Source organism: Arthrobacter sp. Z1-9 (genome assembly GCF_054792695.1).
In genome coordinates this window covers 2,847,866-2,862,867 of sequence record NZ_CP096456.1, presented here as the reverse complement: position 1 = coordinate 2,862,867, position 15,002 = coordinate 2,847,866, and the positions used below count along the sequence as shown (strand labels likewise).

The window sequence follows — 15,002 nt, the reverse complement described above, 5'->3', positions numbered from 1 at the left end:
GGGAGGTACCGATGATTACCTGATGCATCGCCCGATCTCTTACATGGCGTAGCCCTTGCAGGACTCGCCCCTCTTGGTCCTTGTTTCGGCGGGACAAGTACTCCGTGTCCTCGCCCGACAACTGCTCATCTAGCGCACAGGCCCAGTGGAGGGCTTCCGTGGCGGCAACGGCAGTGGAGAGCAGGTGCTTCCTCCGAGACGCGTCCAGCGTCCTCCAAGTTGCGCCAGTAAGTCCTTGATGAGCAAGCGCCATAGCTTCTGGGCGGTCTGCGATTCCCATGCGCTTACTGTTTCATCTGTGTGGTCTTATGCAAGCATCGAAGGCTTGACGCGTCGTAGCTACTATGACGGCATGATGATCGACTTCAACGTTCGAGACGACTGGCCTGCTGACGAACCTCGGTGGATCAAGTCCTTGGTTTCGTCGCTTTCCGGGCCGCACAGCCCCTCGGCCTGCCTTCCATTGACGGTAATCGTTGAGGAAATCTTGAAGTGGGTGGCACTGGCAAGTGGTCAAGACGCTTGGAAAAACCGCCAAAATCGCCAGTCGCTTAAGGCGGACCTTGAGCAATCTCTAGAGGTATTAGGACCAAAGATCCAAAGCCACCTAAGGGCGCATATCGCTAGCTTTCAAGCAGCACTGACAGCGCTGGACGGCAGCAGACCCTCTGTCCTGACTGAGCCTCCCGGCAGGCGGACCGATGCCGCTTGGACAGACGTGACAACGACAGGTCAGGCTCTCCTGACTGAGATGGCAGTGGATACCGCCTTAAGCGCATGCTGGGAGGACTTGGTCGACGCTGCCCAGAACGTGAGTCGAGAAGACCGGCAACACCAGGCAATTTCGAACCTGCTTTTCGAACAATTGATGGGTCACCGACTTGATGCCAAAGAGGTTTTCGGGCAGGTAGCCCAGGTATTGTCCTATGGTCAGCGGCCCTCGCGTCATAACACCGAGAAACAACTCGTACCGCTGGAGGAGCGGTTAGCTGCTGCCCACGCCATTCTTCTTGCTCCAGCAATCGAAGGAAATGTTGTGGTGTGGCTGGGCTATTCCGGGGGGCGCGTTGACCATTCCGTCCAAGCAGGGGCTGTGACCTTTATGCAGGCAAACTGGTTTGTCCCCAATGCCAATGCCACCGGCCAGGACTTCGAGCACAAGGAAGAACTGTCCAAGATCGTCAAACTCGGCATGTTCAGGGTTGCCAAGACAACTTCGGAAAGATCTGCCGCGGATATTTTGGCCCGTGTAGATCTTGGGACGACGACAGCGGCCGGCGCTGCGAGTAGAGCCGAAAGCATCGTCAACGCGCTCCTTACCATCAGCATCCATTGGTCGGGGGGTGTACGACCGGTCCTCTCTCAGACCGCAATTTTGATCGACGGCGCTGTTATCCTGCGGTCGCGGCGGAATATGCTTAGCGCTCCGGCGGAGGATAGTTATGGGCGCAACATGACGGAGGAATCAATTAGGAACTTCGCGCCCATGCTAGGAAGCGCTCTGGCCCGAGAAGAACTGCCACAGTACCTTGCTGCTGCAGTCGAAACACAAACTACGGCAGAAGCGCCCTACAGCAGAGAAAGGATGCTGCAGGCACCTGAGGAAGCGGACATGCGCGCAGCCGTCCCTCTCCAGGATCGTGTGGTGCAGTACGTCGCTGCATATGCCGCAATCCCTGCCAATGACCTGTTTGGGCTCTTGCTGAAACACTGGCCAGCAGCGCGGTGGGAATCTGACGTGGAACTCGCCGTTTCCATGTGTCTTCTCGGTGGCGGCCCTAATTGGCAACGGATTGAAGATCTCCAGGGGGCAATCTACTCAACTGGCCCCGAAAAGCCATGGTTGGTTGTTGTAGCAGACAACGAGGAAGCCCTATTAGATAGCTGCCGCGTAGAGTCTGAAAGGATGTGGATCGGACGAATGATTCGGAGCGTCAGCGATCCGGACGTCTATAGGGGCCTCATCCAGGACTATAAACTGGAGTTGGATATTCTTCGGCTGAGACGATCGAGAACGCGCAACGCCCTTGTGCATGGCAACCCTGTCGAATTGCCTATCGTCGACTCGGTGGCATCGATTGCTAATTTTCTCGGCCGCGAATCTCTGCGGGTGGGATTGCAGTCCTTCATCACGGCGGAACCTGTGCCCATGATTCTTGAATACGAACTAGGCTCGAACATTACCCCACTGCTCGGCGAGACTTCTGTAGCGGATTTTTGGCGGGTAAAGGCAGCCAACCTCTAGTTTGGCTTCAAGATTTGGCACGCCTGGTTCTACCGGATGCCACCGTGGTGCGAGCAGGCACCCTGCTTGCCGCCACTGGACGAGACCCAGCCGTCAGCGCACGTCACGTTGTACCCGGAACCGCCGGAGCTTCCAGAGCTCAGCGGAACTGCCGCCAGCAGGTATGAAACATCCACATGGTAGCGGCGTCCGTACGCTGAGACGTCGTCGATATACTGCATTAGCAGGTCGTGGTATTCGTCGTCGTTCTCATCGAGGGCGATCATCAGCCCTGCAGTCACCGCGAAGTGCATGTCTGACTGGTAGTAAAGTCCTGCAGGCGCCTTCGGCTTCTTTGCGCCAGGGCAGGTTGCCTCGGTGGCCCCTTCAAGGTAGATGTCGACGAATTGCCACTGTTCTTCGCTGGGAAGGGCGGCAGCAGCGTCTGAGAGGTAGAAGGAGGACTCGCCTGCTGCCAGTGAGCTACAAATTTGGGTTCGGAGCGATTCCCACTCCAAGGATCCGAGCACGGCGCCCTTGTCAGCGGACCATTTCAGAACAATTTCTTCGACGACCGTTTCGAGGGACTTCCCGGCCGGCCGCTTAGGCAAAACCGGTGGAGGCGGGATTGTGGAACGCGGGGGAGAGGTCGCAACGGAGGCTACATTCGCCTTTTGCGGGACGGACGCCGCAGTGACATCCTCAGGCGAAGAACAGCCGGTAATCGCCAAGACAACTGATGCTGTTAGCGCCGCCAATCCGGCTCGTGTGGCCCGTCGCATATTCTTACCCCCACTTTCCGAGGATCACCTGCGACCCACTGACTCAAGTATGAAACACGACGATTGTCAGCGTGCACTTGTGAAGCTCCGCTTGACGGAAGTAGATCCTGAAAGGGGACACCAACTGCTACGAGAAGCCCAAGGCTCGGACCTTGGCTGATCTCCTGGTCGGAAGCGCCCAGGTCCAGGCGGCCCGAAGGGGACACCACATTCCCAAGCAGGTGGTAACTTTCTTTATCCAGGGGGTGGGTAGCGCATGACGCATGTATTCTTTTACAAGGCATGTGAGCACTGCAACGAGCAGTTCACCATGAAGGGGCTTCAGAGCGTCGAACGGCAGAAGCGGGCCCGGTTCTGCTCCGTGGCATGCCGGTCTGCGTTCGGCCGCCGAGACGTCACCTGCATACATTGCAGCAAGGTCTTCAGCATGAAAGCTAGCGAAGCAGCGGACCGCCACTTCTGCAGCCGCAAGTGCATGTTCGCAGAGTGGGGCTGTGCGGTCTGCTCAAAGATCCGGCCGGAGGAGCGCAGGGCGGCGGGGGACACTCATTGCTCGGACCGGTGTGCACTGACCACGCAATTGGAGGAACTTGCCAGAAACACGGGCGAACTCCTGGCGGTCTGTCGCAAGTGCAAGCACATCCTTCCGGCGAACCGATTCACCAAGGAACGCAAGAACCGCAATGGGCTGTCCAACGACTGCAAAGGCTGCAGCCGGGCCTACTACGAGGAAAACAAAGGCGCCTACCAGCGGCGCCGATACCAGTACCAGGCGGCGCCCGGCGGGATCATGGTCGGCTTCACGCCGGCCCAAAAAGCGGCACGCTTCGCGCTCTGGGGCGGGCACTGCTGGATGTGCGGGATCACTGATGCGACCGAAGAGGACCACGTCAAGCCGATTTCAAAGGGCGGGTCCCACTGCCTGTCCAACCTTCGACCCATCTGCAAGAGGTGCAACACGACGAAGCGAGGTGCTTGGCCGTTGCCCCCAGAGGCGCTTCGTGCCAACTTCCGGCACCCCTCTCCTCGTGAAGGCAGTGCCCGTGACGAGGTTACTGAGCGCCAGCCGCGCGTCCAGTGGACTTGCCCGCAGTGCCGGCGGGCAGAGCTGATCAGAGCCTGCGACGCCAGGAACCGCAAGCACTGCTCGCGTGAATGTTCGCATGCAGCGCGCACCGGTTCAACGGTCGACAAGATCTGCCTGAACCCGCTCTGCGCAAAGACCTTCACCCTGCCAGGGCAGAAAGGATCGAAAGCCCGAAAGTTCTGCTCAATCGAATGCGCTTGGGTGGCTCGCGACCGGCCGGCCCATTGGCGGGATGTCACCGAAGGCCAGCTCACCCTCTTCTAAGTTAGAGAGGGACATTAGAACTCCGTTTCTGGGTCAGGTTCCGCTTGCTGCTGGTTGCGAACCTGGCTGAAGACAGCGCCTCTCACAAGGGAGGTTGTAACCTCTCTTGACACCTGCGCTTGTTCGAGACAGACTGGATTTCGTCAACCCCTCTTGTAACCTCTCTTGGAGTTCTCATGCTGATCCCCATCACTGTCCACGTCCCCGAACACCGCTACCAGGAGTTCCTGAGCCGCTTTGTTGAGTTCCTAGCCGACGTCCCAGACCCGGACGCGCCCACCCAGCTGCCCTCCGGGACCGTCCCTGCATGGATTGAAACCGACGAAGCTCCCGCTATCGCAGCGACACTCTGGGACAAGATCTCACTGCGGGGGCAGGAAGTCCTCCTTCATATGATCCGGGCGACCGATGACCAGACCATGCACTTCCTTCCACGCGAAATCGCAGAAGCTACATCGGACCCGAAAGGCGCGGCCGGCGTCGCAGGCACCCTCGGCGGCGTGGGGAAGGCAGTGCGCCGCGCGGGCCTTCCTATGTACATCACCCCCAGGGGCAAAACCTGGCACTACATCTGGGATTGGGACGGTGTGCGTTACTCCATGACCCCCGAGGTCGCTCGACTTCTGCGTGGGGCCGCGGACAAGTGACCGGTTACCCCCGTACGTCAAGTAATCGCTGGTATCGCTGACACTGCGGGGCTGCAGTACCAGCGAGCCGCGTAGGGACACTCAAACCGTCCTGTAAGTACGTCAAGTCGTGCACCCCGTGGCGGAACAGTTACTTGGGCATGTTGTCCAATTCATGGGTTACCAGCACGAGTGATCCGTCCTGGAGCTGGGCTTCGGTTACTTCCTTATCGCCTTGGTCTTCAATGACGACGGTGTAGAACTTTTCACCTGCCGGAACGTCGCTCACGGTGAAGTCGTAGATGCAGACATACCCGTTATTGGGGCTGCGGTCTTCAAAACTTGGCGTCCCCGCGACCTGGCCAATGGCAACCGTGTTCCCCTTTGCCTGGATCTTCACTTCCTTCCCGGCCTTCAATGCGTTGACGTTCTGGGAGTTGCACTGGATGTTCCTCAGAGTCATGGTTTCGATCTTCCCTTTCGCCTCAAAAGTTGCAGGCGAGCCCGCTCCGCAAGCGGTCAACAGGGTGAGGGAGGAGGCTGCAACAGCTGCTGCGAGAAGTTTGTGTCCGATCGTCATGAGCTACATCCTTCCATTGGCCGCGCTGTGGGGGACATTGGAACCAGCCCGGTCGTTTTTGTGAAGACTGATTACCTGTGGGGAGGCCGCAAAGCCCCCACGGCGGATGAACATGGGTGGCCGCGGCCCTCTGACCCCATAGTCGGTGTGTAACTGCGCGGCACGTTGCCGGCCTGGGGCAGCGAACTCCGCGGAGGGGGACGTTGGAACCGTGGGGGGGCTTAGAAGTCTTCCTGGGCGAGCTTCTTCAAGTCAGCGGAGTGGTGCGTCCCAGGCGGTCATCGAGCACTACCCGCAGCTTGGCCGCGGCAACCCGAACACGCCGGGCTGCGGCGCTTTCCTGCGCCCGCGCCGGCGGTCTGGAACACTCCGGTCTGGGGCTGGCGTGCTGCTGGTCATCGTGGCCTCCTGGATCCATTGAGCGGCCCTGTGCTGCCCGGCGGTCTACGAAAGATTGTCCGCCGTTTCCATGGTCCTGCAAGCCGCCTTCACGATCGCAGTCCGGCCCGCTCCTTGGTACGCGCGGCGAGACCACCTGCTGCGATGGCTTCGGGTGGGGGACACTCAAACTCTTCGGCGCTAGGCCGCTCCGCACCACCCCGGCATGACGCATTGCTGGCGATTCCGCTACAAATATGAAATCGCTGGCGGCTTCAGTCCTGGGTGTTCTACGGCTTCTGGTGGCTGGAAACCTTCGAAAGCGCGCCAAGGGCATTGCGCTGCCACTGAATCCCCTTGGAATCAACGAAGGCCAGCTCCAGGAAGACCCCTGGTTCTGCCTCCTGCCCGTTCCATGGCTTCCAGGATTTTGATGAAACGAAGAAGCTGTTTTCCTCACCTTTCATGAACCCGTCACTCGCAATTTGGTGAGCCGGTTGGAAACCAACCTCCGGGGATGGTGGCAGCACTGCCATTAGGAGGCTGCGGAATTCCTTTACCACCGGACCCTCGGTTCCAGGGGTCGTCCCGAAAACCTTGTACTGCACGTCGTAGATAGGGGCATGGTTGGCGTTGCGGAGCCGGACCTCGAGCAGGCCTCCTTCCCGTTCCTGATGTAGCCAGCCCGAAACCTTTGTCGCCTCGTCAATTTCGCGGTCTTCCCTCATGATGGAGAGCTGTTCCTTGGCTGCCTTCCAGCTACGGGATGCGTAGATCGCCGCAGCGACTGCACCGCCGAAGAGAAGGAAGGTGCCAGCCACCAACCACCAGGTCCACCGTGCGGTTTCCCACGCGGCGTCAGCGGCCCGTTCGGCCTGGTAATCGGCAGGGGCTACGGACAAGGAAAGAAGGAGGTCGGCAATCACGCCTCCCAATAAACCACTGAGACGGTGCCTGGATGGGGAGGCTCGGCTGCGCCGTGAAAAACAGAACGCCCGCCGGCGGGATGCGGGCGGGCGGTTCTTGGGGGCTCGGTCTTCCCGGCCCTCCTTCTTGATCTACGCGGCTAGGGTGAGGTGTGCAGGCGAACTTCTTTGACCAGCTCGTCGTACTTCACGGCGTACTTCTGCGCTCCCTCGCTGAATTCCCCGGCAGGGCGTAGGGGCTTCCACGTGCTCGGCCCGGCCGATGGAGTAGGCGTCCCCGATGTCCAGCAGGGCGTGAATTGCGTTCAGCAGGCGGGGTCGCGGGAATCCTGCGGGCGGCGGATGCCAGGAAAGGGCACTACTGCCAAAGCAATGACCGCAGCTACTACAAGACCTGTCATGATCTCGATGAGGCTGATCCCCGATGGTTCCAGTACTTCATCCGGCTCGGGTCTAATCGACGCGAAGATGGTGTCTTCAGGTAGCTAATGGCAGCGTGCAGGGATCCAGCACCTGCCGCGGCCAAGGACGCACCGGTGTCGCCTACGAGGGTCCGCCGCGGTTTAGCCCCAGGGCTGGGCACTGCTATGTTTGCCGCATGTCCATCGCCTTTCTCCTCGTGCCCCACGGTAGGAATTTCTCAGGCACCCCGGTCTACGTTCCGCTCAACCAGGTGGTCGCGGTGAGTCTGGACACAGACGACGGCGGCGGCGAGAGCTGGTGTGTGAAAGTCGAGGCGGTCAGGCGCGAGGCCACATACATCTACACGCTCACGCCCACGATGCAGCGAAGCGACGCGGAGTACGCCCAAGCGAGCCTGCTCAAATGCATGGGGTCCGCCACTGCCTCCTCCGTTGTTTTGTGGAACGGTGAGGAGTTCGAGCAGACCTTCCCTATAACGAGGCCACGGTAGTCGCGGACCTGGGTTCCCGTTCAGAGGAGTGGGCGTCGTGTGAACTGGGTGCCATCCCAGGAAATGACCGCTACTCCCACGCCTTCGTCGCTAGTGAGGCGCAGCAGCTCGTCCCTTGCGTGCTTTGCTGTAGCTCCATCCACCCCATGCACCAAAGAGGCCCTCGTGTCATTCGAGGCCTTCAGGTTGACGGACCACTCCTCCTCATACCGGCTGAGGAAGATCTCCACGATGTTGTCGACGAGGAAGTGACTGCCCGAGTGTTCTAGGTAGACGCGCATCCCCGAAACCTATCAGCCGGTCACTATCGCCCTGGAATGCTTGAAGGCGCCTTTATTCCTGGGTGGGGCACTGGTCTTCTTTGAGGCGGCGGCTGTTGTGGTAAGCGCTGCTTGTCGCTTACCAGGTCTGTTGATCAGCCCGTGCACACTGCTTCCGAGGAGAATCCCGTATCCGGGTCGTAGCGGACTATGACCGTTTGATTGGGCAGGGACCCCTTGCTGACCAGCATGACGCGATCCTCGAACGAGGTGTCTTGCTTAGCCTTGCCTGTCCAAATTAGCTGGTACTCATTGCCGTCGCTGCTGACGCCTTGGGCCTTAATGGTGACGTGGACAACTGACGACCCGTTTGGTAGCTGATTTTCTACGAATGTCATCGTCCCCGACAGCCCGACATGATCAAACCCGCCGTTGCATTCGTTGACTACAGCGGCGAAAGTCTCAGTGTGGGGGGTGACTATGGCGGGGGCAGCGGTCGCTCCACCTGCGAAAGAAAGCATCGACAGCAGGAGAACCAAGGGGGTTAGGATCCGAATTATTAGACGCATGATGACCTCTATGTCATGGGGAATCTGCAGTTTGAGGATATGCACCAAGTACAGTGCACTAACGGGGTCTGTCGCAGCCTGATCGCTGAGAAGTAGGCGCAGGGCAACAAAGTACACCCGTGGCTCTCCTCAAGGGAATAGAACCACGAAGACTTGAGCGGGCGATTGATGTTGGCAGACCGAGCCCCGTATATGAGCGGCCTCAGTTCGAGGTGATCAAACCCGGAGATGCATTCTGCGCCAAGAAGAACGGCGACCCGCACGGCACCGGCTGGGAGAAGTGGGGTTCACCCTGCTGATGGGACGGCCTACTGGCGGCGGCCGGCAGAGAAAAAATCTACTGCCCCGGATGTCGGGGAGACTGTTTCCCAGATCCTGGTCTCGGATGCCAAGCCGCTCATGTCGGGCCGCAGTTCCACCTTCGAAACGGCCGCACATGAATTCAGCCATCGCTGCGAGTCGTTCGTGCCCGGGGTTACAGCCCTGGAACAAGATTTCCTCACACGGCGGACTTCAGTGGTTGACCCTGAGACTGGCGCCACCAGGCGAGAGGACCTGGTCCAGATGTATGCCGGGACAAGCGAGATGGCCCGCCACGACTACTTCGCCGCCACATACATTGGGAAGCACTACGCGCACGGGCACACGGAGATCCTGTCGATGGGCATGGAGTCGATCTTTGCAGGTACCGACGGCGGCCTGATCGGCGTGAATGCCTACGACGCCGACCCGGAGATGCGTGACTTCATCCTGGGGACGCTGGCCACTGTAGGGCGGTCATAGAGTGCCGGGCTGAGGGAAGGCCTGCAGTCGAACCGCTACGAAAGCGCTGGAGCGATACGCCGGCCAGCGTCTTGTAGCGACCGTTTGCCGTCCACCGTCCATCAGGCCCTTTCTTCGCGGTCGGTATCCTGCCCCAGGATCCGGGTGGAGTCGCGATGTTTGCCATCACGCCACCTTCGGTAGCACGCGCTGTGCTGCCAACCACTCCGCTAAGTCTTCGATGGCATAGACAACGGCACCATCCTCTTGGCGGTAGTAGACGGGGCCCTTCCGCTTTGCAGCCCAGTTGGCGAGAGTGCCGGTGGACCGACGCAGGTAGGTGGCGGCTTCGCTGCGTGTCAGGAGCCTCGACGGGACTCCTGGTGTCCCGATTGTCGTTTCGATGTTTGTGTTCATGCAGTCTTCTGTGCGGACAGTGCCGCGACGGCGGGACTCCCCGGTTAGCGCCAGGTAAATAACACTTTGAATGACACTTTGGCCGTGAACCAGAGTGAATGCCGAGTGAGCCAGCGTGATTCTATGAGAACCAGATCCCTGTGTTCTCGGGGCCGGAGATAGAACTGTGAGCGCGCGTGAACTTTTGATATTCAGAGTTCGCATCGAAGAGGTCAGGGGTTCGAATCCCCTTAGCTCCACAGATCTTTTCCTGCCGGAGTACTGCCGCCGTCGTGCCACGGCGGCCGGCCTAGAGCCAGCCCTTCTTTTTGAAGATGATGTACATAACGGCTGCCGTAGCCGCCATCAGCCCAATTGCCATGGGATACCCCAGTTGCCAGTGGAGTTCGGGCATGTGGTCAAAGTTCATGCCATAGACGCCGGCCACGAATGACGGTGCGAAGAAGATGGCGGCCCACGAGGATATCTTCTTCACCTGCTCGTTCTGTTCCGCGCTGGCTTCGTTCTGCCGGTTGGCGGTGAGGGTGCCGTCCAGGGTCAGGGCGTTCTGCAGCAGATCGCGGAACGAGTCAGCGCGCGAGATCACCCGCTCCACGTGGTCCTCCACGTCGCGCAGGCTGTGCCGAAGGTCGCTTTCCACATCGTACTTTTCAAACCCCCGCTTGAGCTGGTGCATCATGTCCGGCAGGGGGTGGATGGCCCGCTGGAACTGGATGACCTCACGGGCGAGCTCATAAATGCGGCGTGACACGGTTGTGTCGCCGCTGAACAGCTGGTCTTCAATCTCGTCGATGTCGTTTTCCAGCCCGGCCACCACGGGTCCGTAGTCATCCACCACCCGGTCCAGCAGGGCGTAAAGGACGGCCTCGGGCCCGTGCCTCAACAGGTCCGGCCTGCTTTCGAGGCGCTGCCGCACCCGTGCCACCCCGGCCGTCTCGGCGTGCCGGACAGTGACCACGAAGTTTTTGCCCGTAAAGATGTGGAGCTCGCCGAACTCCACCGTTTCAGTGGCATCCAGGTACCGCGCAGGCCGCAGGACGGTGAAAAGGTTGTCCTCGTAGCGTTCGAGTTTGGGACGCTGGTGGGCAGAGATGGCGTCTTCCACCGCGAGCGCGTGCAGTCCGAACTCGGTGGCCACCGCCGACATTTCCTCGGCGGTGGGCCGGTAGAGGCCGATCCAGGCCATTCCACCGTGGTGCGCAAGGGTCTCGAACGTCTGTTCCAGGTTTTCGGGTTCTGCGTGGCGCACACCGTCGACGTACACGGCATTATCAATGATGGTCATGGCCGGCTGTCCTTCGATGAGGGGGTCGGCATGTTGATCTGCGAAACGTAAGAGAGCCAATCCATTCTGAAAATCCTAGCTGTCCGTTTCCGCCCCGGCCGCGCCGGAGGTTTTCGCCGGGCTGTGTTGTCCCGCCCCGGCAGCCTTGGCGAGGCCGCCGATGAGTGGTTCCGTCCGGTAGGGGATGTGGGTGTGCAGCGCCAGCACGGTTTCGGTCCGGATAACCCCTTTGATCCTTAGGACCTGCCGCAAGGCTGCCTGGAGGTTGTGGGTGTCGGTGGCCACCACCCGGCACCAGACGTCGCCGCGTCCGGAGATCTCGTGTACCTCCAGAACCTGCGGAATCAACCTCAGTCCGCCCACCACCCCGTCCAGCTCGCGGTGCGACACCTCAATGGTCACGAACGCCACCACGTCGTAGCCCACTGCCTCCAGGTCCACCTCGCGGCCCCCGGACCGCAGGACCCCGGCCCGGAGCAGCCGCCGGACCCGCGACTGAGCAGTGTTGCGGGCCACCCCCAGTGAATCGCTGAGCTCACCGATCTGGATCCTGGGCTCCCGGATGAGCTCCAGGAGGATCTTCAGGTCCGTAGGGTCCAAGTTGTTCAAATGATCACTCTCCGTCACATCGGCATCAAACTTTTGATGATCATGCTCAATTGTGGCAGCACTTTCCGCTCGAAAGAGCAGAAATGCTGCACCCTAGAGCTATCACAAGTCCATCCGCGCCGGGCTCCCACAAGGAAAACCTGCCGCGGCAGCAGCAGAGGCGGCACAATGACGGTCTTCAGCGAACTCCGCATGCGTCCGGCTCCATCCACAACAGCTGGGTGGGATGCGTCGGTCACTGCCCGGCTGGTGCTGGCGGGCGCCGTCATTTTCACGCTGTTGGTCGGTGCCAACCTTGCCACGCCCCTGTATCCCCTCCTGCAGGCGGAACTGGGGCTGTCCCCGCTGGACGTCACGACCGCGTTCACGAGCTACGTACTGGCGCTTGTGGCCACGCTGATGCTGGCCGGGCACTGGTCTGACCATATCGGGCGCAGGGCAGCCCTCATCCTCGCCGTTGTTGCCGGCCTGGCCGGGGGCTGGCTTTTTGCGGAGGCACACACGCTTCCTGCCTTGTGCGCCGGGCGGGCGCTGCAGGGAGTCGCGGTTGCCCTTGCAACAGGCGCCAGCGCCGCCGCCCTGCGTGAACTGCTGCCCTCACGTCCCGAGTGGGCCTCCCGGTTCACGCTGCTTGCTTCGGCCGGGGGAGTAGCCGCCGGCCCCGTGATCGGCGGGCTGCTGTCACTGCTTCCCGGGGCCACGTCGGCGCCGTACTACATCCATGCTGCCGTTCTCGCCGCGCTGCTGGTTCCGCTGTACCTCCTGCGGGCACGCCCCGCCATCCAACCGTCGGCAGGACCCAAGCCGCTGCACCTGCTCGCACCCCGCCGTCCTTCCGTCACACAGGAGGCGAGGGGCGCGTTCTGGCTGGCATCCGGCGTCGGCTTCCTGAGCTTTGCTGTCTTCGGTTTCTGCCTCTCGTTGGCGCCCGGCTACTTCGCCCGGATCTTGGCCGTGGACAGCCGCCCCCTGATCGGCGTGCTGGCCGGCCTGACCCTCGCGGCATCGGCACTGACCCAGCTGGTGACCCTTCGGGGCCGCTTCGTTGTCCCGGGCGGGCTGGCGGTCCTGGGAACGGCGGTGCTCCTGCTCGGCGGGGCAGGGGCATGGAACAGTCCGGTGCTGCTGGTGGTGGCAAGCGTTGCCGCCGGGGTGGGGCAAGGCTTCGCCTTCCGCACTGCCTTTAATAATGTTGCTGCCCGGGTGGAGCCCGACCGCCAGGCCCAGACCATCAGCACGGTGTACGTCATCACCTACCTGGGCAGCGCGGTCCCGGTCCTGGGGCTCGGCTGGGCCGCGGGGATGTTCGGCCTGGCGCCTTCCGTGGCCGGATTCGTGGTGCTGTGCGGCTCGGCAGCTCTCGTTCTGGCCGTCGTCACGCTCCGCCAGGCAGTGCGTACACGGGGCTAGCCACCACAGGGGCGGCTACTCCGGGAGCGGCCCGTGGTTGCCCTGGATGTGCTCAAACACCAACGTGGTTTCCGTGTGGCCCACCACAGGATCGGTGGCCAGGTTGTCCAGCACCCAGTCCCGCAGGTCCTCCGTGGTGGCAACAGCGATGTGCAGCAGGTAATCCACCGAGCCTGAGGTATGGAAGGTGGACAGCACTGCCGGGAGATGGGGGACGCGGGCCGTAAAGCGGTCGATCTGGTCCCGGTCGTGCGCCCGTAGCCGCACAGCGACCAAGGCCTGCACCGACCTTCCGATGGACGACAGGTTGAGCTTCGCCTCGAAACCCTGCACGATCCCCCGCTCCGTCAGCGCACGGGTCCGCATCAAGGCCGTGGAGGGGGCTATGCCCACCAGTTCGGCAAGCTGCTTGTTCGAGATCCTTGCGTCCTCCACCAGGGCGGCAAGAAGCCGTTCGTCGATGGCATCAAGGGGCTCCAGATGCACTCCCGGCCTGACGTTCCTGGCATTCGTGCTCACGGCGGCTCCTTACAAAGTTCCTGCGTTTATCCTAGACGCCCGGGTGCCGTGTTCAGGTGGCGGTCCTGCCGGCTGCCTTTGGATGGACGACGGCGACGGTCACCATAGTGAGGCAGGCGAGGATCATGACGGCGGCGGCCAGGGTGTTCCAGCCGTAGGACTGGAAGAGCAGGCCGCCGGCCCAGCCGATCAGACTCGATCCCAGATAGTAGGCAAGGTTGTAGAGCGAGGCTGCCTGGGCGCGTCCGGTGTTGGCAATGGCGCCCGTCCAGCCCGCGCCGATACTGTGGGCGGCAAAGAAGCCACCCGTAAAAATAACGAGCCCTGCCAGGATCAGCACAAGTGACGGGGTCAGCGTGAGGGCGAGGCCCGCCGTGGAGAGGGCCAGCCCGGCGAGCAGTACGTTGCGGCGACCGAAACGCATGGTCAGCCCTGCTGCCCAGCGTGAGGAGACGGTCCCGGAAAGGTAGGCAAGGAAAATCAGGCTGATGACGGTGGTGGGCAGGCCAAAAGGCTCTCCGGAGAGCCGGAATCCGAGGTAGTTGTAGACGGCCACGAAGCCGCCCATCATCAGGAAAGCCTGGATGTAGAGGGCGAGCAGCCGGATGTTGCGCAGGTGGCCGCCAAGGGTACGGGCGGCTCCGCGGAGTCCGGGAGCCTTGGCAGCGGTGAATCCCTGGGCCCGCGGCACCAGGACCAGGAAGGCGACAGCTGCGAGCGTGGCCAGGACAGAGACGGCCAGTGCCGCGGCACGCCAGCCCCACAACTCCCCGGCGGGTCCGGCCACCAAGCGGCCGGCCAGGCCACCAAGCGTCGTGCCTGCGACATAGCTTCCTGCTGCCACTGCGGCATGGGCCTTGGTGACCTCCTCGTTGAGGTAGGCGATGGCGATGGCCGGAATCCCGCCAAGTGCCATCCCCTCGAGGAGCCGAAGGCTGAGCAGCATGGCGAAGCTGGTGGACAGCGGAACCATCAGGCCCAGCACCGTTGCCACGGAGATTCCCCAGGTCATGGCCTTGACCCTGCCTATCCTGTCCGCAAGGAAGGACCAGGGGATTACGGTGACGGCCAGCCCTACCGTAGCCAGCGAGATGGTCAGCGCGGCCTCTGCGGCCGTGACCTGCAAATCCGAAGCAAGGAGGGGCAGGACGGCCTGGGTGGAATACAGCTGGGCAAAGGTCGCCACCCCGGCAAAGGCCAGGCCGGCAATGATGCGGCCATACGCCCTCGAGCCTTTCGCGTGCCCATCCCACCCCGGCGGGGACGTTTGGTGGCCGGGCTGCGGCGGACTGTAGGGCATGTGGCAAGCGTAGACCCGGCCCAATGCCTGCCTCCAATGCATCTTTTGTGCCAGACTCATATCAGATCCGGAACATTTCCCCCTTTAAAGC

General features: G+C 61.6%; 16 protein-coding genes. 6 read left to right on the top strand and 10 right to left on the bottom strand.

The features are described from left to right. Positions 1 to 238: 238 nt before the first annotated feature. Positions 239 to 2,245, top strand: coding sequence for a hypothetical protein (locus M1D93_RS13220; RefSeq protein WP_461171973.1), 2,007 nt, complete (start codon positions 239 to 241; stop codon positions 2,243 to 2,245). Between the two features lie 29 nt (positions 2,246 to 2,274). Here M1D93_RS13220 and M1D93_RS13215 read toward each other — a convergent pair whose 3' ends face one another. Further along, on the bottom strand, positions 2,275 to 2,835 hold the full coding sequence (locus M1D93_RS13215) for a hypothetical protein (RefSeq protein WP_461171972.1): 561 nt from the start codon (positions 2,833 to 2,835) through the stop codon (positions 2,275 to 2,277). Between the two features lie 427 nt (positions 2,836 to 3,262). On the opposite strand from M1D93_RS13215, the gene M1D93_RS13210 reads away from it, so the two are divergent. Beyond that, complete coding sequence (locus M1D93_RS13210; RefSeq protein ID WP_461171971.1) at positions 3,263 to 4,357, top strand: HNH endonuclease; 1,095 nt, start codon at positions 3,263 to 3,265, stop codon at positions 4,355 to 4,357. Between the two features lie 176 nt (positions 4,358 to 4,533). Beyond that, positions 4,534 to 5,004 carry a hypothetical protein gene (locus tag M1D93_RS13205; RefSeq protein ID WP_461171970.1) on the top strand — a complete coding sequence of 157 codons (471 nt, stop codon included), beginning with the start codon at positions 4,534 to 4,536 and terminating at the stop codon, positions 5,002 to 5,004. A gap of 130 nt (positions 5,005 to 5,134) precedes the next feature. On the opposite strand, the gene M1D93_RS13200 is transcribed toward M1D93_RS13205, so the two are convergent. Both M1D93_RS13200 and M1D93_RS13195 read right to left on the bottom strand, forming a co-directional pair. Further along, entirely contained in the window at positions 5,135 to 5,563 is a 429-nt protein-coding gene (locus M1D93_RS13200; protein ID WP_461171969.1) for a hypothetical protein, read from the bottom strand. Between the two features lie 668 nt (positions 5,564 to 6,231). Continuing rightward, entirely contained in the window at positions 6,232 to 6,867 is a 636-nt protein-coding gene (locus tag M1D93_RS13195) for a hypothetical protein (RefSeq protein WP_461171968.1), read from the bottom strand. A gap of 598 nt (positions 6,868 to 7,465) precedes the next feature. Here M1D93_RS13195 and M1D93_RS13190 point away from each other — a divergent pair. Continuing rightward, a complete protein-coding gene (locus M1D93_RS13190) occupies positions 7,466 to 7,780 on the top strand; it encodes a hypothetical protein (protein ID WP_461171967.1) in 315 nt (104 codons plus the stop codon). A gap of 20 nt (positions 7,781 to 7,800) precedes the next feature. Here the strand turns inward: M1D93_RS13190 and M1D93_RS13185 are convergent, their stop codons facing one another. Both M1D93_RS13185 and M1D93_RS13180 read right to left on the bottom strand, forming a co-directional pair. Next, the gene (locus tag M1D93_RS13185) at positions 7,801 to 8,061 is read right to left on the bottom strand and encodes a hypothetical protein (protein WP_461171966.1); all 261 of its coding nucleotides are present in this window, start codon (positions 8,059 to 8,061) and stop codon (positions 7,801 to 7,803) included. Between the two features lie 134 nt (positions 8,062 to 8,195). Next, the gene (locus tag M1D93_RS13180) at positions 8,196 to 8,726 is read right to left on the bottom strand and encodes a hypothetical protein (RefSeq protein ID WP_461171965.1); all 531 of its coding nucleotides are present in this window, start codon (positions 8,724 to 8,726) and stop codon (positions 8,196 to 8,198) included. A gap of 399 nt (positions 8,727 to 9,125) precedes the next feature. Here M1D93_RS13180 and M1D93_RS13175 point away from each other — a divergent pair, with 399 nt between their 5' ends. Further along, entirely contained in the window at positions 9,126 to 9,392 is a 267-nt protein-coding gene (locus tag M1D93_RS13175) for a hypothetical protein (protein WP_461171964.1), read from the top strand. Positions 9,393 to 9,557: 165 nt separating this feature from the next. Here the strand turns inward: M1D93_RS13175 and M1D93_RS13170 are convergent, their stop codons facing one another. From M1D93_RS13170 to M1D93_RS13160, 3 genes are all read right to left on the bottom strand, one after another. Then, positions 9,558 to 9,788 carry a helix-turn-helix domain-containing protein gene (locus M1D93_RS13170; RefSeq protein ID WP_461171963.1) on the bottom strand — a complete coding sequence of 77 codons (231 nt, stop codon included), beginning with the start codon at positions 9,786 to 9,788 and terminating at the stop codon, positions 9,558 to 9,560. 289 nt (positions 9,789 to 10,077) lie between these two features. Continuing rightward, positions 10,078 to 11,073 carry a magnesium/cobalt transporter CorA gene (gene corA, locus M1D93_RS13165; RefSeq protein ID WP_461171962.1) on the bottom strand — a complete coding sequence of 332 codons (996 nt, stop codon included), beginning with the start codon at positions 11,071 to 11,073 and terminating at the stop codon, positions 10,078 to 10,080. Positions 11,074 to 11,148: 75 nt separating this feature from the next. Next, a complete protein-coding gene (locus tag M1D93_RS13160) occupies positions 11,149 to 11,682 on the bottom strand; it encodes an Lrp/AsnC family transcriptional regulator (protein ID WP_461171961.1) in 534 nt (177 codons plus the stop codon). 168 nt (positions 11,683 to 11,850) lie between these two features. On the opposite strand from M1D93_RS13160, the gene M1D93_RS13155 reads away from it, so the two are divergent. Further along, positions 11,851 to 13,092: an MFS transporter gene (locus M1D93_RS13155; protein WP_461171960.1), complete on the top strand. Its 1,242-nt coding sequence runs from the start codon at positions 11,851 to 11,853 to the stop codon at positions 13,090 to 13,092. A gap of 15 nt (positions 13,093 to 13,107) precedes the next feature. On the opposite strand, the gene M1D93_RS13150 is transcribed toward M1D93_RS13155, so the two are convergent. Both M1D93_RS13150 and M1D93_RS13145 read right to left on the bottom strand, forming a co-directional pair. Further along, on the bottom strand, positions 13,108 to 13,611 hold the full coding sequence (locus M1D93_RS13150; RefSeq protein ID WP_307094416.1) for an Lrp/AsnC family transcriptional regulator: 504 nt from the start codon (positions 13,609 to 13,611) through the stop codon (positions 13,108 to 13,110). A 52-nt stretch (positions 13,612 to 13,663) separates the two neighbouring features. Beyond that, positions 13,664 to 14,911 carry an MFS transporter gene (locus tag M1D93_RS13145; protein WP_461171959.1) on the bottom strand — a complete coding sequence of 416 codons (1,248 nt, stop codon included), beginning with the start codon at positions 14,909 to 14,911 and terminating at the stop codon, positions 13,664 to 13,666. Positions 14,912 to 15,002 lie beyond the last annotated feature (91 nt).